The organism is Enterobacter cloacae complex sp. HYC003_NIDB (assembly GCF_056673375.1).
The window spans coordinates 543346-563018 of sequence record NZ_CP114220.1; the positions used below are offsets into that span (position 1 = coordinate 543346).

Annotated in this window: 25 protein-coding genes; 11 read left to right on the forward strand and 14 right to left on the reverse strand. The window is 54.8% G+C overall.

What is annotated here, in order from left to right:
- Positions 1-15: 15 nt before the first annotated feature.
- The 9 genes from ptsN to O1722_RS02600 form a co-directional block, all read right to left on the reverse strand.
- A complete protein-coding gene (gene ptsN, locus O1722_RS02560) occupies positions 16-507 on the reverse strand; it encodes a PTS IIA-like nitrogen regulatory protein PtsN (protein WP_003861869.1) in 492 nt (163 codons plus the stop codon).
- A gap of 82 nt (positions 508-589) precedes the next feature.
- Positions 590-877, reverse strand: coding sequence for a ribosome hibernation promoting factor (gene hpf / locus O1722_RS02565; protein WP_003861866.1), 288 nt, complete (start codon positions 875-877; stop codon positions 590-592).
- Between the two features lie 22 nt (positions 878-899).
- A complete protein-coding gene (rpoN, locus tag O1722_RS02570) occupies positions 900-2333 on the reverse strand; it encodes an RNA polymerase factor sigma-54 (RefSeq protein WP_003861864.1) in 1434 nt (477 codons plus the stop codon).
- 47 nt (positions 2334-2380) lie between these two features.
- Complete coding sequence (lptB, locus tag O1722_RS02575) at positions 2381-3106, reverse strand: LPS export ABC transporter ATP-binding protein (RefSeq protein ID WP_003861862.1); 726 nt, start codon at positions 3104-3106, stop codon at positions 2381-2383.
- A gap of 6 nt (positions 3107-3112) precedes the next feature.
- Positions 3113-3667: a lipopolysaccharide ABC transporter substrate-binding protein LptA gene (lptA, locus tag O1722_RS02580; protein ID WP_006812136.1), complete on the reverse strand. Its 555-nt coding sequence runs from the start codon at positions 3665-3667 to the stop codon at positions 3113-3115.
- The gene (gene lptC / locus O1722_RS02585) at positions 3636-4211 is read right to left on the reverse strand and encodes an LPS export ABC transporter periplasmic protein LptC (RefSeq protein WP_015571983.1); all 576 of its coding nucleotides are present in this window, start codon (positions 4209-4211) and stop codon (positions 3636-3638) included. Before lptC ends, lptA begins: the two co-directional genes overlap by 32 nt.
- A complete protein-coding gene (kdsC, locus tag O1722_RS02590) occupies positions 4208-4774 on the reverse strand; it encodes a 3-deoxy-manno-octulosonate-8-phosphatase KdsC (protein ID WP_017693909.1) in 567 nt (188 codons plus the stop codon). The genes lptC and kdsC overlap by 4 nt, the downstream gene beginning before the upstream one ends.
- A gap of 14 nt (positions 4775-4788) precedes the next feature.
- Positions 4789-5775 (reverse strand): arabinose-5-phosphate isomerase KdsD, encoded by a 987-nt coding sequence (gene kdsD, locus O1722_RS02595; RefSeq protein WP_003861853.1) that lies wholly within the window; start codon positions 5773-5775, stop codon positions 4789-4791.
- 13 nt (positions 5776-5788) lie between these two features.
- Positions 5789-6766 carry a calcium/sodium antiporter gene (locus O1722_RS02600; protein ID WP_033487758.1) on the reverse strand — a complete coding sequence of 326 codons (978 nt, stop codon included), beginning with the start codon at positions 6764-6766 and terminating at the stop codon, positions 5789-5791.
- A 227-nt stretch (positions 6767-6993) separates the two neighbouring features.
- On the opposite strand from O1722_RS02600, the gene mlaF reads away from it, so the two are divergent.
- From mlaF to murA, 7 genes are all read left to right on the forward strand, one after another.
- The gene (gene mlaF / locus O1722_RS02605) at positions 6994-7806 is read left to right on the forward strand and encodes a phospholipid ABC transporter ATP-binding protein MlaF (RefSeq protein ID WP_017382730.1); all 813 of its coding nucleotides are present in this window, start codon (positions 6994-6996) and stop codon (positions 7804-7806) included.
- 7 nt (positions 7807-7813) lie between these two features.
- Positions 7814-8596, forward strand: coding sequence for a lipid asymmetry maintenance ABC transporter permease subunit MlaE (gene mlaE / locus O1722_RS02610; protein WP_003861848.1), 783 nt, complete (start codon positions 7814-7816; stop codon positions 8594-8596).
- Between the two features lie 4 nt (positions 8597-8600).
- Complete coding sequence (gene mlaD / locus O1722_RS02615) at positions 8601-9149, forward strand: outer membrane lipid asymmetry maintenance protein MlaD (RefSeq protein WP_006812131.1); 549 nt, start codon at positions 8601-8603, stop codon at positions 9147-9149.
- A gap of 18 nt (positions 9150-9167) precedes the next feature.
- On the forward strand, positions 9168-9803 hold the full coding sequence (gene mlaC / locus O1722_RS02620) for a phospholipid-binding protein MlaC (protein ID WP_006812130.1): 636 nt from the start codon (positions 9168-9170) through the stop codon (positions 9801-9803).
- Positions 9803-10096, forward strand: a complete 294-nt coding sequence (mlaB, locus tag O1722_RS02625) for a lipid asymmetry maintenance protein MlaB (protein WP_032669099.1) — start codon at positions 9803-9805, stop codon at positions 10094-10096. The genes mlaC and mlaB overlap by 1 nt, the downstream gene beginning before the upstream one ends.
- Positions 10097-10222: 126 nt before the next feature.
- Positions 10223-10477, forward strand: coding sequence for a BolA family iron metabolism protein IbaG (gene ibaG / locus O1722_RS02630; RefSeq protein ID WP_003861840.1), 255 nt, complete (start codon positions 10223-10225; stop codon positions 10475-10477).
- A gap of 50 nt (positions 10478-10527) precedes the next feature.
- Complete coding sequence (gene murA / locus O1722_RS02635; RefSeq protein WP_006812128.1) at positions 10528-11787, forward strand: UDP-N-acetylglucosamine 1-carboxyvinyltransferase; 1260 nt, start codon at positions 10528-10530, stop codon at positions 11785-11787.
- A 63-nt stretch (positions 11788-11850) separates the two neighbouring features.
- Here the strand turns inward: murA and sfsB are convergent, their stop codons facing one another.
- Positions 11851-12138: a DNA-binding transcriptional regulator SfsB gene (sfsB, locus tag O1722_RS02640; protein WP_020480545.1), complete on the reverse strand. Its 288-nt coding sequence runs from the start codon at positions 12136-12138 to the stop codon at positions 11851-11853.
- 229 nt (positions 12139-12367) lie between these two features.
- The gene (ispB, locus tag O1722_RS02645) at positions 12368-13339 is read right to left on the reverse strand and encodes an octaprenyl diphosphate synthase (protein ID WP_006812126.1); all 972 of its coding nucleotides are present in this window, start codon (positions 13337-13339) and stop codon (positions 12368-12370) included.
- Positions 13340-13596: 257 nt separating this feature from the next.
- On the opposite strand from ispB, the gene rplU reads away from it, so the two are divergent.
- The 4 genes from rplU (at position 13597) to cgtA (ending at position 16437) form a co-directional block, all read left to right on the forward strand.
- A complete protein-coding gene (gene rplU / locus O1722_RS02650) occupies positions 13597-13908 on the forward strand; it encodes a 50S ribosomal protein L21 (RefSeq protein ID WP_003025032.1) in 312 nt (103 codons plus the stop codon).
- Between the two features lie 19 nt (positions 13909-13927).
- Positions 13928-14185, forward strand: a complete 258-nt coding sequence (rpmA, locus tag O1722_RS02655; RefSeq protein WP_003861831.1) for a 50S ribosomal protein L27 — start codon at positions 13928-13930, stop codon at positions 14183-14185.
- A 95-nt stretch (positions 14186-14280) separates the two neighbouring features.
- Positions 14281-15246, forward strand: a complete 966-nt coding sequence (locus tag O1722_RS02660) for a DMT family transporter (protein WP_015571979.1) — start codon at positions 14281-14283, stop codon at positions 15244-15246.
- Between the two features lie 15 nt (positions 15247-15261).
- Positions 15262-16437 carry an Obg family GTPase CgtA gene (gene cgtA, locus O1722_RS02665; RefSeq protein ID WP_006812124.1) on the forward strand — a complete coding sequence of 392 codons (1176 nt, stop codon included), beginning with the start codon at positions 15262-15264 and terminating at the stop codon, positions 16435-16437.
- A 33-nt stretch (positions 16438-16470) separates the two neighbouring features.
- Here cgtA and pmrB read toward each other — a convergent pair whose 3' ends face one another.
- The 3 genes from pmrB to dacB are packed head-to-tail and all read right to left on the reverse strand — an operon-like array spanning position 16471 to position 19609.
- Positions 16471-17514 (reverse strand): two-component system sensor histidine kinase PmrB, encoded by a 1044-nt coding sequence (gene pmrB, locus O1722_RS02670; RefSeq protein WP_032672053.1) that lies wholly within the window; start codon positions 17512-17514, stop codon positions 16471-16473.
- Positions 17511-18173 (reverse strand): two-component system response regulator PmrA, encoded by a 663-nt coding sequence (gene pmrA / locus O1722_RS02675; protein WP_003861819.1) that lies wholly within the window; start codon positions 18171-18173, stop codon positions 17511-17513. Before pmrA ends, pmrB begins: the two co-directional genes overlap by 4 nt.
- 2 nt (positions 18174-18175) lie before the next feature.
- Positions 18176-19609, reverse strand: coding sequence for a serine-type D-Ala-D-Ala carboxypeptidase (dacB, locus tag O1722_RS02680; RefSeq protein ID WP_003861817.1), 1434 nt, complete (start codon positions 19607-19609; stop codon positions 18176-18178).
- Positions 19610-19673 lie beyond the last annotated feature (64 nt).

The following is a 19673-nucleotide window of genomic DNA, read 5'->3' on the forward strand; positions in this document are numbered from 1 at the left end:
AAGGCCCTTTCCCGATTATGCCTCATCCTGATTGCCTTCTGCTTCAGTGATAATTTGATAAAGCTCTTCATCACTTTGGGCTGAGCGCAGTCGACGACAAATGGTTTTATCCGCCAGACGTTTGGCAACCAGCGACAGCGTGTGCAGGTGGGTTTTGGTCTGATCGGCAGGAACCAGCAGCGCGAAAAGCAGATCCACAGGCTGGTTATCGATGGCGTCAAAAGCGATAGGCGTTTCCAGTTGCACAAACACCCCCACGGCACGCAGCGTATCTTCTTCCAGCTTGCCATGCGGGATCGCAATGCCATTGCCGATGCCAGTACTGCCCATTTTTTCACGGGTCAGAATGGCTTCAAACACGATCTGCGGCGGCAGACCCAGCTGTTTTGCGGCCAGCTCACTGATGATTTCCAGCGCACGTTTTTTGCTCTGGCAGTGAACGCCACTGCGGGTACAATCCTGGTTAAGGACATTGCTCAGTTGAAGAGCGGAATCGTTGTTTATCATAATTTCACCTAAGCGCTAACTGTACAAATGGCCTGTTGTGTTTCACAACAGGCCGTCCTGCACCCGTTAACTGCCCGGACAATTAGTGTTGTTTCAGTTTATCTTTATGTTTATTGAGCTGTCTCGCAAGCTTATCAATTAAGCCGTCGATAGCCGCGTACATGTCTTGCCCTTCCGCACTGGCATGGAGTTCCCCTCCGTTGACGTGCAGGGTCGCATCCGAGATATGCGTCACTTTCTCCACTTTCAACACAACATAGACCTGGTTGATCCTCTCGAAATACTGCTCGAGTTTCGCAAACTTAGTGTTTACAAAATCGCGTAAAGCCTCAGTAATCTCGACGTTATGTCCGGTGATATTGAGCTGCATAGTGTCTTCCTTATCGGTTGTGTCAAACCAGTTGTTTACGCTGGTTAGACGGCGGAATGGATAAAGACTCTCGATACTTCGCGACAGTACGACGTGCCACCATAATACCCTGATCGGACAGCATGGTGGTTAACTTACTGTCACTGAGTGGCTTCGCGGGGTTCTCCGCGGCGATCAACTTCTTCACCAGTGCGCGAATAGCCGTTGACGAGGCTTCGCCGCCGCCTTCGGTGTTCACGTGGCTGGAGAAGAAATACTTAAGCTCAAAAATACCGCGTGGGCTGTGCAGATATTTCTGCGTGGTCACGCGGGAAATGGTTGATTCATGCATCTCGACGGCCTGGGCGATGTCTGCCAGCACCATCGGTTTCATAAACTCTTCGCCCTGCTCAAAGAACGCCTGCTGCTGTTCGACAATACAGCGGCTGACGCGCAGCAGCGTGTCATTACGGCTCTCCAGGCTCTTGATCAACCAGCGTGCTTCCTGAAGGTTGCTGCGAATGTATTGATTATCAGCGTCGTTACGGGCGCTGGTGCACATGGAGGCGTATTGCTGGTTGATTTGCAGGCGAGGAATGCTGTCGGCGTTCAGTTCAACGACCCACCGGCCATTGTGTTTTCTCACCAGCACATCAGGAATGACATATTCCGGTTCGCTGGTCTGGATCGACTGCCCCGGACGCGGATCGAGCGACTGGATCAGATTCACCGCTTCCTTCAGCACCTCTTCTTTCAGGCGTGTGACGCGCATCAGGGTGCGGAAGTCGTGATTCGCCAGCAGATCCAGATGATCGCTGATGATGAGCCGGGCTTCGTCAATCCACGGTGTCTCTTTGGCAAACTGCGAAAGCTGGATCAGAAGGCAGTCGCGCAGATCTTTCGCGGCGACACCTATCGGGTCGAAACGCTGAACGCGTTTCAGAACGGCTTCGATCTCTTCCAGTTCAATCTCGTCATCGCCGATGCTTTCCAGAATCTCGTCCAGCGTCACGGTCAAATAGCCCGTGTCGTCAACGGCATCGACAATCGAGGTGGCAATGGCGCGATCGGTATCGGAGAAAGGGGTCAGCTCTACCTGCCACATCAGGTAGTCCTGAAGCGACTGGGTGGTTTCGCCCTGGTAGACCGGGAGTTCATCGTCCTGGTAGTCTGCGCGCGTCCCGGAAGGGGTACCCGCGGTGTAGATTTCATCCCAGCTGGCATCCAGCGGCAGTTCGTCCGGCATCTCTTTCTGTTCAAGCGCATCTACGGAGTCGAGCGTTTCTGTGTCCTGCGTCTGCTGGGCGTCTACCTCGTCATGAAGATCGGTTTGCTCCAGCAGCGGATTGCTGTCCAGCGCCTGCTGGAGCTCCTGCTGGAGTTCTAACGTGGACAGCTGCAACAGACGGATTGCCTGCTGTAGCTGCGGCGTCATGGCCAGTTGCTGGCTGAGCCGTAATTGCAAACCTTGCTTCATGTTCAGAGCGTTTTTCTCCGGTTCGGCGTGACTTAACCTCTACCCTATCAGAGTCTGAAGTCTTCCCCAAGGTACACGCGCTTAACATGCTCATCTTCGAGGATTTGCTGCGGCGTACCGTGGGCAATCAGATGGCCCTGGCTCACTATGTAGGCGCGCTCACACACGGCCAGCGTTTCACGAACGTTGTGGTCCGTGATCAGTACGCCAAGCCCGCTGTCGCGCAGGTGCTCAATGATACGTTTGATATCGATAACGGAGATGGGGTCAACGCCCGCAAACGGTTCATCCAGCAGGATGAATTTTGGGTTTGCTGCCAGCGCGCGCGCAATCTCAACGCGGCGGCGTTCACCACCGGACAGCGCCTGGCCGAGGCTGTCACGCAGATGTTCGATATGAAACTCTTCCATCAGCTCGTTCGCACGGTCAGTGCGCTGCTCGCTGGTCAGATCGTCACGGATCTGGAGCACGGCCATCAGGTTGTCGAACACGCTTAAGCGGCGGAAGATAGACGCTTCCTGCGGCAGATAGCCGATGCCACGACGCGCGCGGGCATGAAGCGGCAGCAGGCTGATATCTTCATCATCGATGATGATGTTGCCGGCGTCACGCGGGACGATGCCCACCACCATGTAGAAGGTCGTGGTTTTACCCGCCCCGTTAGGGCCAAGCAAACCCACGATTTCGCCGGAGTTGACGGTCAGACTGACATCTTCGACGACGCGGCGGCCCTTATACGCTTTCGCGAGGTTTTTTGCAGTTAAAGTTGCCATAACGAATTAGTTACTCTTTTTCTGTGCCGGAGCCTGACCGTTGTTCTTGTCCTGCAACTGCGAAGGCACAAGCACGGTCGTGACGCGTTTGCCTTTTTCACTGGAGGCCTGCATTTTCTGCTCTTTCACCAGATAGGTGATCTTGTCGCCTTTGATATTGCTGTCCAGCTGTTCCAGGTAAGCATTACCGGTCAGGATGACCAGATCCTTCGCCAGTTCATAATGCATATGCGAGGCATGGCCTTTCACCGGCTTGCCGTTGTCCTGCATCTGGTAGAAGGTGGCCGGGTTGCCATAACCATCGATAATCTCTTTGCCCTGCTCGCCGCCCGGACGGGTAACGACCACTTTGTCGGCGTTGATTTTAATTGTGCCCTGGGTCATGACGACGTTGCCGGTAAAGGTGACGACGTTACCCTGCATATCCAGAGACTGGGTATCGGATTCAATATGAATCGGCTGTTCGGTATCGCCAGTCACAGCAAGCGCGGGAAGACTGGCCGCCAGCAGCGCGCTGGCGATAACAACTTTAAGGCTGAGTTTGTTTGTTTTGAATTTCATAGGAGGTTCTAACCTTTTCAATCAGCTCGGCGTTTTTGCTGCGTAAGTTCCCGCGCATTCTTAAACCGCTGGAATTAAATGTTGTGCCATACAGGGTGACTAGATCCTGCGACGTGACATCCTGGGTGACCAGGTTGATCTGGGCGTTATCCGTCGTAATTTTTCGCAGTTGCGCGTCAGCGGTCAGGGCGTTGACTTCAACGTGACCATACAGGTAAAGCATACGGTCATTTGTCAGTTTTGCCCGGTCAGACTTGATAGACCACGTCGGCACTTTGTCCGTATCAAAGGTGGTCATGACCGGTTGGGTAAACCACGAGGTACCGTCATCTGAAAAATATTCTACATGCTGAGCAACGAGGCGATAGTTCAGTGCGCCTTCCGGGCTATAGACCACGGTGTCGCTGTGATCGCTTTTATAGGTCGGGTCGCTCGTGTTAACCACTTCCGCTTGCGTATCATCGCGGTCAGCGAGGTTGACGCCAATCAGTACCAGGGCGACAAGCGCAAGCAGAATGATAACCCAACGTCTGGTTTTACTCATATCGATTGCCCTTTCGCCTCATCAAGCTTGCCCTGCGACAGCAGAAGCAGATCGCAGACTTCACGGACGGCGCCGCGGCCACCGTGAATATGGGTAACGTAATCAGCACGCGGGATCAGCAGCGGGTGCGCGTCAGCCACGGCGATGCTCAGACCCACCTCCGCCATCACTGGCCAGTCGATCAAATCATCCCCGACGTATGCCACATTCTCTGGTGCAATGGCCAGTTTTCCCAGCAGATCCCGGAAAGCTACCATCTTATCAGACTGCCCCTGATAGAGATGGGTAATGCCCAGCGTTTCACACCGATCTTCTACCAGTTTAGCTTTCCGCCCGGTGATGATTGCAACTTCAATTCCGGACGTGAGCGCACAGCGGATACCGTAACCGTCGCGAACGTTAAAGGCTTTCAGCTCTTCGCCGTTATTGCCCATATAAATCAGACCGTCGGAGAGCACACCATCCACATCGAGGATCAACAGGCGGATATTTTCCGCCTTTGCCATCATGTGGGCGCTCACCGGGCCATAACAGGTTGCAAGGGATGCACCCGCATTACTCATTGTCTTATCCTTCATTACACTACGCCAGCGCGCAGCAGATCATGCATATGTACCACACCCAGCAGTTGGTCGCCATCGGCAACCATCACTGAGGTAATATGACGGGACTGCATCAGGTTCAGCACATCTACCGCCAGCGTGCCCGGACGGACGCGGATCCCGCCTGGCGTCATCACATCAGCAATGCCCAGCGTTCGGACATCCACACCCATATCGAATACCCGGCGCAGGTCGCCGTCGGTGAAAATGCCCTGAATCTTCATCAGATCGTCGCAGATAACCGTCATGCCCAGGTTTTTACGGGTGATCTCCAGTAACGCGTCGCGCAAAGAGGCCTCTTTGCTCACGTGCGGGATCTCATCTCCAGTGTGCATAATATCGTTAACCCGCAGCAGCAGTTTGCGCCCGAGCGCGCCGCCGGGATGAGACAGGGCAAAATCTTCAGGCGTAAAACCGCGGGCTTCCAGCAGCGCAACGGCAAGGGCATCGCCCATGACCAGCGCGGCGGTTGTGCTGGAGGTCGGCGCCAGCCCCAGCGGACAGGCTTCTTTAGGCACTTTCACGCACAGGTGAATATCCGCCGCACGCGCCATGCTGCTTTCCGGTCGGCTGGTCATGCAAATCAGCGGTACGTGCAGACGCTTCAGCACCGGGATCAACGCCAGGATTTCATTCGATTCCCCGGAGTTGGACAGCGCAATAACCACGTCCTGCGGCGTAACCATGCCGAGGTCACCGTGCGCGGCTTCACCGGGATGAACGAAGAATGACGACGTGCCGGTACTGGCAAAGGTCGCCGCCATTTTGCGTCCGATATGGCCGGATTTGCCCATCCCCATCACCACGACTTTGCCGGCACAGTAGAACATCTTCTCACAGGCCAGACTAAAATCCTGATTAATGTACTGATCTAACTGCGCCAGACCTTCACGTTCAATCTCCAGAACGTCTTTGCCTGCTTTCTGAAAGTCAAAACCCGGCTGCAATTCTATTTGCGACATAATGCGTTTCCGTTTACCCAGAGAGAAGAGGCGAAAGCCAGTACAGCATCGCCAGCCATACGATAAATCCACCCGTCAGCAGCGCGCCTGCGCCTTTGCCGATCTGCTCTTTTCGCCGCCAGCAGAGCAGGGCGAAAATCACGCTGACCAGCAGCATCACACCGTAATCGCGCGTGAAAGCCATAGGGTTAAACGGCCCCGGCGAGATTAGCGCCGGCAGCCCTGTCACGATTGCGATATTGAAAATATTCGAGCCGATGATATTGCCGATGGCGATATCATCTTCCCCTTTACGCGCTCCGGCGATGGCGGTGGCCAGCTCTGGCAGGCTGGTGCCGATGGCGATTACCGTCAGACCGATTGTCAGTTCGCTCATCGCAAACGCGTTCGCCAGCACCGTCGCGTTATCGACCACCATCCGCGTGGCCATTGGCATGATGATTAGCGCGACGCCCAACCACAGCAGGGCGACGGGTAAGGTCCCTTCCCGGGGCAGCTCGGCGAGATGCTCACGCGTGAGGCTATCGTTACCCTGTTTTTCCGCCAGACGTGCGATCTTCACGCTGTAAAGCAACCAGATCGCGGCCAGGGCGAGCAGGAATATACCGTCACCGACGCTCAGCACCCCGTCATAAAGTACGTAGCCTGCCAGCAGACTGACGACTAACATTAAAGGCAATTCCCGGCGCAAAACATCAGAATGCACGCGAAATGGATGCAGTAATGCGGCTAAGCCTAAAATCAGTAAGATATTGACGATGTTAGAGCCAATCGCGGTGCCGATAGCGAGGTCGACCTGCCCATGCAGCGAGGCTGAAACAGAAACGATGATTTCAGGAAGCGATGTGCCTACACTGACCACCGTCATGCCGATAATGATGGGCGGCATGCCAATGAGTCGACAGAGAATGGATGCGGCAAAGACCAAACGGTCAGCACTGTAGACCACCAACAGTAAACCAATTATTAACAGTGCTGTTGCTAAAAGCATCAAAAGTCCTTTCTTCAGGTATACTCGCTGGTCCACTGCGCACGAATGTTGGCGCCAGATGAAGTCTGAGACGTAACGAATTCCTAATTTTGACTTTATGCGCCGGAAAAGTAAAACAAATGCCAGCTTTCGCTAACCCCAATAGTGAATATTCTGTAAAAATGCGGGGTTTAGGGCTGATTTACGCTTCATGCCAGCCGTGAAGCAAGGTAAGTAAGGAACCATAAATGAGCCAAACGATGGCGAATATAGTCGATGTCCGGGGCGTCAGTTTTTCGCGCGGCAACCGGTTAATATTTGATGATATTTCGCTGACCGTGCCGCGCGGTAAAATCACCGCCATCATGGGGCCGTCAGGGATCGGTAAAACCACGTTGCTGCGTCTTATCGGCGGGCAAATCCCCCCTGACAGCGGCGAAATTCTCTTCGACGGCGAAAATGTCCCGGCGATGTCTCGCTCGCGCCTCTACACGGTTCGCAAACGGATGAGCATGCTCTTTCAGTCGGGCGCGCTGTTCACGGATATGAACGTTTTTGACAACGTGGCCTATCCGTTGCGTGAGCACACCCATCTTCCTCCTGAGCTGTTGCACAGTACGGTGATGATGAAGCTTGAAGCCGTGGGGCTGCGGGGGGCTGCGAAACTCATGCCGTCCGAACTCTCGGGTGGGATGGCGCGCCGCGCCGCGCTGGCGCGTGCTATTGCCCTGGAACCCGATTTAATCATGTTCGATGAACCGTTCGTCGGGCAGGACCCCATCACCATGGGCGTGCTGGTGAAGTTAATTTCGGAGCTGAACAGCGCCCTTGGCGTCACCTGCGTGGTGGTTTCCCACGACGTGCCGGAAGTGCTGAGTATCGCTGATTACGCCTATATTGTGGCTGACAAAAAGATCGTCGCCCACGGCAGCGCGCAGGCGTTGCAGGAGAATGGCGATCCGCGCGTGCGGCAGTTCCTGGACGGTATCGCAGATGGGCCGGTGCCTTTCCGCTATCCGGCGGGCGACTATCATGACGATTTACTCGGAATAGGGAGTTAAGCCACTCATGCTGTTAAATGCGTTGGCGGGTCTTGGACACCGTGGCCTGAAAACCATCAGTACGTTCGGGCGTGCCGGATTAATGTTGTTCAACGCGCTGGTCGGCAAACCGGAGTTCCGCAAGCATGCGCCGTTACTGGTGCGGCAGCTTTATAACGTCGGCGTGCTGTCGATGCTTATCATCATCGTGTCGGGTCTGTTTATTGGCATGGTGCTGGGGTTGCAGGGGTATCTGGTGCTGACAACCTACAGCGCGGAAACCAGCCTTGGCATGCTGGTGGCGCTCTCGCTGCTGCGTGAACTCGGGCCGGTGGTTGCCGCGCTGCTGTTCGCCGGGCGTGCCGGGTCAGCGTTGACGGCGGAAATTGGCCTGATGCGCGCCACCGAGCAGCTCTCCAGTATGGAGATGATGGCAGTCGATCCGCTGCGCCGGGTAATCTCGCCGCGCTTCTGGGCCGGGGTTATCTCCTTGCCGTTACTGACTATCCTCTTTGTGGCGGTAGGTATATGGGGAGGCGCGCTGGTTGGCGTTAACTGGAAAGGCATTGATGCCGGATTCTTCTGGTCTGCCATGCAGGACGCCATCGATCTGCGGATGGATCTGGTGAACTGTCTGATCAAGAGCGTGGTTTTCGCTGTGACGGTTACCTGGATTGCGTTGTTTAATGGTTACGATGCCATTCCGACGTCGGCGGGCATTAGCCGTGCAACGACGCGTACTGTCGTACATTCGTCGCTGGCCGTTTTAGGTCTGGATTTTGTGCTCACCGCACTGATGTTTGGGAATTGAGTTCATGCAAACGAGAAAAAATGAAATTTGGGTTGGCGTGTTTCTGCTTCTGGCGCTGCTGGCCGCGCTGTTCATCTGCCTGCGAGCGGCTGACATCACCTCTGTTCGCGCCGAGCCGACGTATCGTGTCTACGCGACTTTCGATAACATCGGCGGCCTGAAAGCGCGCTCACCGGTGCGTATTGGTGGCGTCGTTATCGGACGTGTCGCTGACATTACGCTTGATGAGAAAACCTATCTGCCGCGCGTCGCGATGGATATCGAAGAGCGCTATAACCACATTCCGGACACCAGCTCGCTTTCTATCCGCACCTCTGGCCTGCTGGGGGAGCAATATCTGGCCCTTAACGTTGGTTTTGAAGATCCTGAGCTGGGAACGACTATCCTTAAAGACGGTAGCGTAATCCAGGATACCAAGTCAGCGATGGTGCTGGAAGATATGATTGGTCAGTTCCTTTACAACAGTAAAGGGGATGATAAAAAGTCTGACGATGCCCCTGCGCAGAGTGAAGACCACACCAACGTCGAACCGACGCCAGGCGCGACGAATTAATTTCAGGAGAAGTCATTCATGTTTAAACGACTGTTAATGGTTGCCATGCTGGTCATTGCCCCTCTTACCGCGGCGCACGCTGCGGATCAGAGTAACCCGTACAAACTGATGGATGAGGCCGCGAAGAAAACCTTCGACCGTCTTAAAAACGAACAGCCAAAAATCCGTTCTAACCCTGATTATCTGCGTGATGTGGTGGATCAGGAACTGCTGCCGTATGTGCAGATCAAGTATGCGGGCGCACTGGTGCTGGGCCGTTACTACAAAGACGCGACCCCTGCACAGCGCGAGGCTTACTTTGCGGCGTTCCGTGAATACCTGAAACAGGCTTACGGCCAGGCGCTGGCGATGTACCACGGGCAGACCTATCAGATTGCCCCTGAACAGCCGCTGGGCGATGCCACTATCATTCCTATTCGCGTGACGATTATCGATCCAAACGGTCGTCCACCGGTTCGTCTGGACTTCCAGTGGCGTAAAAACAGCCAGACCGGAAACTGGCAGGCGTACGACATGATCGCTGAAGGCGTCAGCATGATCACCACTAAACAGAACGAGTGGAGCGATCTGCTGCGCACTAAAGGCATCGATGGCCTGACGGCTCAGCTTCAGTCCATCTCTCGTCAGAAAATTACCCTGGACGAGAAGAAGTAATGTCACAGCAGCTTAGCTGGGCGCGTGACGGCGAGACGTTGACGCTGACGGGAGAGCTGGATCAGGATCTGCTTAACCCGCTGTGGGACGCTCGTCATAACGCGATGCAGGGCGTGACGCTGATTGATCTCCATGGCGTTACGCGGGTAGATACCGCCGGTATCGCCCTGCTGGCGCACCTGGTGGCCGCGGGCAAAAAGCAGGGGAGCAGCGTTACCCTGACGGGGGTAAGCGATAACGTGATTACCCTTGCACAGCTTTACAATTTGCCCGAAGACGTATTACCTCGCTAATTTTTTCAGTACGTTACTTCTGAAAGCCCCGACAGTTTACGCGTCGGGGCTTTTTGCTTGTTTAAGACCGCGCCACTTTGCTCTAAGATGTTGAGCTTGTTTTCACTATCAGATGATGTAGACCCCATGGAAAATAATGAAATCCAGACTGTGCTGATGAATGCACTCTCCCTTCAGGAAGCCCACGTCTCTGGCGATGGCAGTCACTTCCAGGTTATTGCTGTGGGTGAGATGTTCGACGGAATGAGTCGCGTGAAGAAACAGCAGGCTGTGTACGCGCCGCTGATGGAATACATTGCGGATAACCGCATCCACGCCCTGTCGATTAAAGCGTTCACCCCACAGGAGTGGGCACGCGATCGCAAACTAAACGGTTTTTGAGCTGAGGGCGAAACGCCCGCAGCACGGTTGAATTTATAAGAGAGCAAACGATGGATAAATTTCGTGTACAGGGACCCACGCGTCTCCAGGGCGAAGTCACAATTTCTGGCGCTAAAAACGCCGCGCTGCCCATTCTTTTCGCTGCGCTGCTCGCAGAAGAGCCGGTAGAGATCCAGAACGTACCGAAGCTGAAAGATATCGACACGACCATGAAGTTGCTCGGCCAGTTGGGCACCAAAGTGGAGCGTAACGGTTCCGTCTGGATCGATGCCAGCAACGTGAACAACTTCTCAGCGCCGTATGAGCTGGTGAAAACCATGCGTGCTTCCATCTGGGCGCTTGGTCCGCTGGTGGCGCGTTTCGGTCAGGGACAGGTTTCACTGCCGGGCGGATGCGCTATCGGCGCGCGTCCCGTTGACCTGCATATCTTCGGCCTGGAAAAACTCGGCGCGGAGATCAAGCTGGAAGAGGGTTACGTTAAAGCGTCCGTCAATGGTCGTCTGAAAGGCGCGCACATTGTCATGGACAAAGTGAGCGTGGGCGCAACGGTCACCATCATGTCGGCTGCTACGCTGGCAGAAGGCACTACCATCATCGAAAACGCCGCCCGTGAGCCGGAGATCGTGGATACCGCGAACTTCCTGGTCGCGCTGGGGGCGAAGATCAGCGGGCAGGGCACAGACCGTATCACCATCGAAGGCGTTGAACGTCTGGGTGGTGGTGTGTATCGCGTACTGCCAGATCGTATCGAAACCGGTACTTTCCTGGTGGCCGCGGCCATTTCTGGCGGTAAGATTGTCTGCCGTAACGCCCAGCCAGATACCCTGGATGCGGTGCTGGCGAAACTGCGCGATGCGGGTGCGGATATCGAAATCGGTGAAGACTGGATCAGCCTCGATATGCACGGGCAGCGTCCTAAAGCCGTTAACGTGCGTACTGCGCCACATCCGGCATTCCCGACGGATATGCAGGCACAGTTCACGCTGTTGAACCTGGTGGCCGAAGGCACGGGCTTCATCACGGAAACTATCTTCGAAAACCGTTTCATGCACGTACCGGAACTGATCCGTATGGGTGCGCATGCTGAGATTGAAAGCAACACGGTAATTTGCCACGGCGTTGAAAAACTGTCCGGTGCGCAGGTGATGGCGACCGATCTGCGCGCGTCTGCGAGCCTCGTATTGGCAGGTTGTATTGCGGAAGGGACTACCGTTGTCGATCGTATCTACCACATCGATCGTGGTTACGAGCGTATTGAGGACAAACTGCGCGCGCTGGGTGCAAATATCGAGCGTGTGAAGGGCGAGTAATCGTTCCGGCACCCCCCTGCCATAACAGGCCGGGGGATTGCTGTTCCTGTCAATCCTGGTGCATCAGTCCTGATGTGCTTTCTTCGTTTTGCCCTGGCGCATCATGCGCGTTCTGTCGATAAATTCATGGGTAATAGGATCGTGGTAGCGTGACGGCCATATCACCCACGGATGCGTATCCAGCGCCGTCGCGATAATCAGTTCCCCCTTCGGCCATGGGCGGGTCAGGGCGTTTGCCAGCGTCGACGAGCTTAGCCCATGACGACGTGATTCGGCAGCCAGCGATGTTCCTTTTTTACGCAGTGCCGCAATAATGTCAGCAGAATGCCAGTCGATGAATTTTGTATCCATAATGCTGTCCTTGTGTTCGTTATCGTCCACGTCGTTTCGTGTGAAAAGACAGCATTACTATACTCACTTCGAACATGTGTTCTAAAAAGTTCATGTTACGAGAAGCAATATTCAGAATAAGGCACGGCTTTATACATGCGGCCTGTAACCCGATGGGCTTACGCGGAAATGTAATTTATTGGTGTGTACTGGAATCTCCCTGCATGGGCGCAGGGAGATGAGAAGGGGATTATCGATCGCGCTGGACGGCGATGTGCGCGAGGCCGATTAGCGCATCACGCCATGGGCTGTCGGGAATGACCTGAATGGCGGCGATGGCTTTGTCCGCTTCTTCTTCAGCGCGCTGACGCGTCCATTCCAGGGAGCCGCAGATAGCCATTGTTTCCAGTACCGGTTCCAGAAGATGGCGTCCATTTCCCTGCTCGATAGCCTCCCGGATCATTTTCGCCTGCTCTGGTGTGCCATTGCGCATCGCGTGGAGCAGCGGCAGCGTTGGCTTGCCTTCGTTCAGGTCATCGCCGACGTTTTTACCGAGCGTTTCGCCATCCGCGCTGTAGTCCAGCAAATCATCAATCAGCTGGAACGCGGTGCCGAGGTAACGGCCATAGTCCTGAAGGCCCTTTTCCTGAGCTTCGCTACAGCCTGCCAGAATGCCGGAGCATTGCGCGGCGGCTTCGAACAGACGTGCGGTCTTGCTGTAAATCACCCGCATATAGTTTTCTTCGGTGATGTCCGGGTCGTTGACGTTCATCAGCTGTAGGACTTCACCTTCAGCGATAACGTTCACGGCTTCTGACATCACTTCCAGCACCTTCAGCGAGCCAAGGCTGGTCATCATCTGGAAGGCGCGGGTATAGATAAAATCGCCTACCAGAACGCTTGCCGCATTACCAAACGCGGCGTTGGCGGTGGCTTTTCCACGACGCATGTCTGATTCATCCACAACATCGTCGTGAAGCAGGGTGGCGGTGTGGATAAATTCGATCAGCGCCGCGATCGTGACGTGGGCATTTCCCTGATAGCCAACCGCGCGTGCGGCCAGAATGGCAATCATCGGACGAATACGTTTACCGCCGCCGCTGACGATGTAATAGCCCAACTGATTGATCAGCTGAACGTCAGAGTTGAGTTGCTCCAGGATTGCTGCATTCACACCCGCCATATCTTGCGCGGTTAACTCATTGATTTTTTCTAAATTCATCGCAAAAGCCGGGCTTTTTATCCTGTTTATCCCACACGAGATGGGTACACAAAGGGTTTCGGTTTATAAATAGTATTGCTGATTGTACTGAAAAAACGGCTCAGATAAACGTTACCGTACGTGTTGTGTTTTTTTTCTTCATGTATTGATGGTAGCACTTGTCAAAGGCTCGCGTTTTGCGTAATATTCGCGCCCTATTGTGAATATTTATAGCGCACTCTGAATCATACGAGGATGTGCGCGGAAGCGGAGTTTATATGTACGCGGTTTTCCAAAGTGGTGGTAAACAACACCGAGTAAGCGAAGGTCAGACCGTTCGCCTGGAAAAGCTGGACATCGCAACTGGCGAATCTGTTGAGTTCGCTGAAGTTCTGATGATCGCAAACGGTGAAGAAGTCAAAATCGGCGTTCCTTTCGTTGATGGCGGCGTTATCAAAGCTGAAGTTGTTGCTCACGGTCGTGGCGAGAAAGTTAAAATCGTTAAGTTTCGTCGTCGTAAACACTATCGTAAGCAGCAGGGCCACCGTCAGTGGTTCACTGATGTGAAAATTACTGGCATCAGCGCCTAAGACCTGAGGAGAGATTTAAATGGCACATAAAAAGGCTGGCGGCTCCACACGTAACGGTCGCGATTCAGAAGCTAAACGCCTGGGCGTTAAGCGTTTCGGTGGCGAATCCGTTCTGGCGGGTAGCATCATCGTTCGTCAGCGTGGCACCAAGTTCCACGCGGGTACCAACGTAGGTTGCGGTCGTGACCACACTCTGTTTGCTAAAGCAGACGGTAAAGTGAAATTTGAAGTTAAAGGCCCGAACAACCGTAAATACATCAGCATCGTTGCTGAGTAAGGTTTTCTCGGTCCGGTAACGGATTAAAGCCCCGCAACGTGTTGCGGGGCTTTTTACATTGGAAACCCGGAAAATTTTCTGTAGGGAAAACGGGCATGAAGCAGCAGGCCGGCATGGGTATTCTTTTGGCGCTCACTACCGCAATGTGCTGGGGTGCGCTGCCAATTGCAATGAAGCAGGTACTGGAAGTCATGGAGCCACCGACGGTGGTGTTTTATCGCTTCCTGATGGCAAGCATAGGCCTGGGCGCCATTCTGGCCGTCAAAGGTAAGCTGCCACCGCTGCGCATCTTCCGAAAACCGCGTTGGCTGGTGTTACTGGCTATCGCGACGGGCGGTCTGTTCGGTAACTTCATTCTGTTCAGCTCTTCCCTGCAATATCTTAGCCCTACAGCGTCGCAGGTGATTGGTCAGCTTTCACCGGTCGGCATGATGGTCGCCAGCGTATTCATCCTCAAGGAGAAGATGCGCGGCACGCAGATCATCGGGGCAAGCATGCTGCTTTGCGGGCTGGTGATGTTCTTTAACACCAGCCTGATTGAGATTTTTACCCGCCTGACGGATTACACCTGGGGTGTCATTTTTGGGGTGGGCGCAGCAACGGTCTGGGTGAGTTATGGCGTCGCGCAAAAGGTGTTATTGCGCCGTCTTGCCTCACAGCAGATCCTCTTTTTGCTGTACACTTTGTGTACACTGGCATTATTGCCTTTAGCGAAGCCGGGCGTAATTACCCAGCTCAGCGACTGGCAACTGGCGTGCCTCATTTTTTGTGGGCTGAATACGCTGGTCGGTTATGGCGCTCTGGCTGAAGCCATGGCGCGCTGGCAGGCAGCACAGGTGAGCGCCTTAATCACGCTTACCCCGCTGTTTACGCTGTTATTTTCAGATTTGTTATCAATGGCCTGGCCCGATGTCTTCGTCAAGCCGATGCTCAACCTGTTGGGTTATCTCGGTGCGTTTGTCGTGGTTGCGGGCGCGATGTATTCCGCCATTGGTCATCGTCTCTGGGGGCGTTGGCGCAAAAATGAAGCGGTTGTAATAGTCCCCCGCTCAGGCGAATGAGTTACGGAGAGTAAAATGAAGTTTGTTGATGAAGCGACGATTCTGGTCGTGGCAGGTGATGGCGGTAACGGTTGTGTAAGCTTCCGCCGTGAAAAATATATTCCTCGTGGCGGTCCTGACGGCGGTGACGGTGGGGACGGTGGCGACGTGTGGCTGGAGGCGGATGAAAACCTCAACACGCTGATCGACTACCGTTTCGAAAAATCTTTCCGCGCCGAGCGTGGCCAGAACGGCCAGAGCCGCGACTGTACCGGTAAACGCGGTAAAGACGTGACGATCAAAGTGCCGGTGGGTACGCGTGTCATCGATCAGGGCACGGGCGAAACCATGGGTGATATGACCAAACACGGTCAGCGCCTGATGGTGGCGAAAGGCGGCTGGCATGGTCTGGGTAACAGCCGTTTCAAATCTTCCGTTAACCGTACCCCGCGTCAGAAAACCATGGGTACCCCGGGTGATAAGCGCGACCTGCAACTGGAACTGATGCTGCTGGCGGATGTGGGGATGCTGGGTATGCCAAACGCCGGTAAATCGACGTTTATCCGTGCGGTCTCTGCGGCGAAACCCAAAGTAGCGGATTATCCGTTTACGACGCTGGTGCCGAGCCTGGGCGTTGTCCGTATGGATAACGAGAAGAGCTTTGTGGTCGCTGACATCCCGGGTCTGATTGAAGGGGCAGCAGAAGGCGCCGGTCTGGGTATTCGCTTCCTGAAGCACCTTGAGCGTTGTCGCGTACTGTTGCACCTCATCGACATCGATCCAATCGACGGTTCCGATCCGGTTGAAAACGCCCGTATTATTATCGGCGAGCTGGAGAAATACAGTGAAAAACTGGCGCAAAAACCGCGCTGGCTGGTATTTAACAAGATCGACCTGATGGATAAAGCGGAAGCTGAAGCGAAAGCTAAAGCGATTGCCGACGCGATGGGTTGGGAAGATAAGTACTATCTGATCTCTGCCGCCAGCCAGGTTGGCGTGAAAGATCTCTGCTGGGATGTGATGACCTTTATCATCGAGAATCCGGTTGTTCAGGCAGAAGAGGCGAAACAGCCTGAAAAAGTCGAATTCATGTGGGATGACTACCACCGCCAGCAGCTCGAAGAGCTGGAAGCGGAAGAAGATGATGAAGACTGGGACGATGACTGGGATGAAGACGACGAAGAAGGCGTCGAGTTCATCTACAAGCACTAACCCCTGTATAAAGCCCCTTAACGGGGCTTTTTTTTATCCTATTTTCGTCGGTAACCAACAGCTGGCGATGAGGCCGCCCTCAGCGCCGTTCTCCAGCGTTAAATGGCCATGATGGAGCTGTACGATACGCTGTACGATGCTCAGCCCAAGGCCGCTGCCGCCGTAGCGCTGGTCGAGACGTCGGAAAGGTTCGGTGATCGACTGGCGGTGCGCCTCATCAATTCCCGGCCCCTGATCGGTAACGCTCACCCGGGTACCGCCCTCCGTCGCTGTTAATGCCACTTCAATGGTTGTGCCTGCCGGGCTGTAGCGGGCGGCATTCTCCAGAAGGTTCCTTAGCATCAGACGTAACAGGACGGCGTCCCCCTGTACCGTCAGCGCGCTGTGGGCCGGCCATATTACCGTATGCTCTTTGGCTTCATGCTCCAGGCTGAGCGGAGCAATGATCGTCTCTGTCCAGTTCACGGTATCGTAATGGCCGCTGGCCATCGCCTGTCCGGCACGCGCCAGCATCAGCAGCTGTTCCACTGTGTGCATCAGCTGATCGATCCGGCTTATCAGTGGCGTGGCCTGCGGGGAACCGGACTGAGCCATCAGTTCCAGATGGAGCCTGATCCCCGCAAGCGGCGTACGTAACTCGTGTGCCGCATCGGCGGTAAACAGGCGTTCCTGTTGAACAGTGTGGTCCAGCCGGGCGAGGAGTTGATTGAGCGACGCGGTCACAGCGCCTATCTCTTCCATATCGGAATACATCGGCAGGGGAGTCAGATTATCCGCCGAGCGGTTCGCAAGGCTGGCGCGAAGTTTGTTGAGTGGTCGGGTGATCCAGGTGACTGCCCAGAATGAGAAGAGCAGGGTAAAACCGACCATCACCAGAGAAGGGACCAGCAGGGAGGCAATGGCTTCGCGGATCTCTTTTTCGACATGGTTGTTGCGCGCTTTGGCGGACAACGTTTCGTTCACCAGAAAACCGATCTGCTCGCGGCTCTCATGCCACAGCCAGACAACGCTAATGAGTTGAAAAAATAGCAGAATAACCGCCAGCAACACCATTAATCGCCGGCGCATACTGTTCATTTCTGGCTCTCCAGACGGTAACCCACGCCGCGTACGGTTTTGATGCGATCTTTACCGAGCTTGCGCCGCAGATTATGAATGTGAACTTCAAGCGTGTTTGATCCTGGATCGTCCTGCCAGGAGTAGATGTCCTGTTGCAGCGTTTCACGGTGCACGGTCTGCCCGCTGCGCATGATCAGGCGCGTCAGCAGAGCGAACTCTTTTGGCGTCACTTCCACAGGCTGAGACTGGCGCAGCACCTGCTGAGTTTGCAGATTGAGGGTGATATCTCCGTCCGTCAGCAGGTTGTCGCTGTGGCCCTGATAGCGGCGGATCAACGCCCGAACGCGAGCCTGTAGCTCGGCAAGGGCGAAGGGTTTTACCAGATAATCGTCAGCGCCAGAATCCAGCCCGTTAATTCTGTCTTCGATGGCATCGCGGGCGGTGAGAATCAAGACGGGATTCTCCACCCCGCGACGACGCCACTGGCAGAGCAGCGTCGCGCCGTCTTTATCCGGCAGCCCCAAATCCAGGATCACGAGGCTGTATTCACCGCTCTGGATCAGGGCATCTGCTTCAGCGGCCGTGGCGGCACAATCCAGGGCGTAGCCTTCATTCCCCAGCGCCAGCGCTAATCCTTCCTGCAATAACAGATCGTCTTCAACTATCAGTAGTTTCATCGCTAGTTATTCTGGTAGATGTCCTTATAGAGCCTGCTTTCGAAACGCACCAGTGGAATACGGCGATTGCGCTGGTCAGCCGGTTCGACGGCATAGCCGGAAAGATACTGCACAAATGCCATGCGTTGCCCGCTGGCGGTCGTGATAAAACCGGCAAGGTTGTAAACGCCTTGCAGGGAACCCGTTTTGGCTGACACTTTGCCATCCACGCCCGCAGCGTGAAGGCCCGCGCGGTACTGAAGAGAGCCGTCATGTCCGGCAAGCGGCAGCATCGTAATAAAGTTTAGCTCAGCGTCATGCTGAGCAATATACTGCAACACCTGCATCATGGTGGCCGGGGAGATCAGGTTATGACGCGATAAACCGGAACCATCAACGGCGATCGTATTGCCCAGATCGATACCTGCCTGCTGGCGCAGGATCTGACGTACGGCATCAGAACCGGCCCGCCAGGTGCCCGGCACACCAAAGCGCGCGTGCCCGATCATGCGGAACACCGTATCGGCAATCATGTTATCCGACTTTTTCAGCATAATCTTAAGCAAATCATGCAGTGGCGCGGACTGTTTGCTGGCAATCACCGTGCCTGGCTCATTTACCTGCGTCTGGCGCAGCAGCGTTCCAGTGTAGGTTATGCCCGCCTGCTTCAGTTCATCTTTAAAAATGGCACCGGCATAGCCAGCGCCATCCTGAATGGCAAAGGCCAGCGGGAGGGGGTCGGCCCGCTGGGTCAGGCAGCCGGTGAGCGTATAGCGATTGAGATCGCCTGGTACCACGTCCAGCTCGCAATACTGCGCCTCCGGAGAGCCTTTCGCCAGCGTCCGCACCTGGCTGAACATCGTGACCGGGTAGTATGAGGCCACGCGGATAAAAGCTAAGTCATTTGGTTTTGGCGCGCTGTAAAGCGATACGGAGAAGCAGTTACGGTCAACGATGGCGGCGGCTGGCGGGGCGCTAAAGCACTGCGTCATGTCGTTCCACGGCCAGCCAGGCGCTTTATCGTGGCTGGCGAAAATGGAGGTGTCGATCAGCACGTTGCCATCAATTTTTGTTACGCCGGATTTTTTCAGTACCGCCACCATATTGCGGACATCCTGGCGCTTAAAGGTGGGATCGCCACCAAAACGGGCGATAAGATCGCCTTTCAGTTCGCCACCCTCAACGTTACCTCTGGTTTCAAGGGTGGTAGTAAAACGGAAGTCGGGCCCGAGCTGGAGCAGGGCGGCGAGGGCAGTGATCACCTTCTGGGTACTGGCAGGCAGCGCCATCTGTTGACTGTGATAGTCAATCTCGGGAGCCTGCGCGCCAACCTTCTGCACCATCAGGGCAAGGTTCGCGCCGGCGGGCAGTTGATTAATGTACTCATCAACATTCGCGGCCTGAACGGTGAACGTTATACTGGTAGTCAATCCGATGATAAAACTGGAAAATCGCATAATCTCGCGCTAACAACCCGAAAACAAACCGTCATACTACGGTGCATGGCACTGTAAAGTAAAC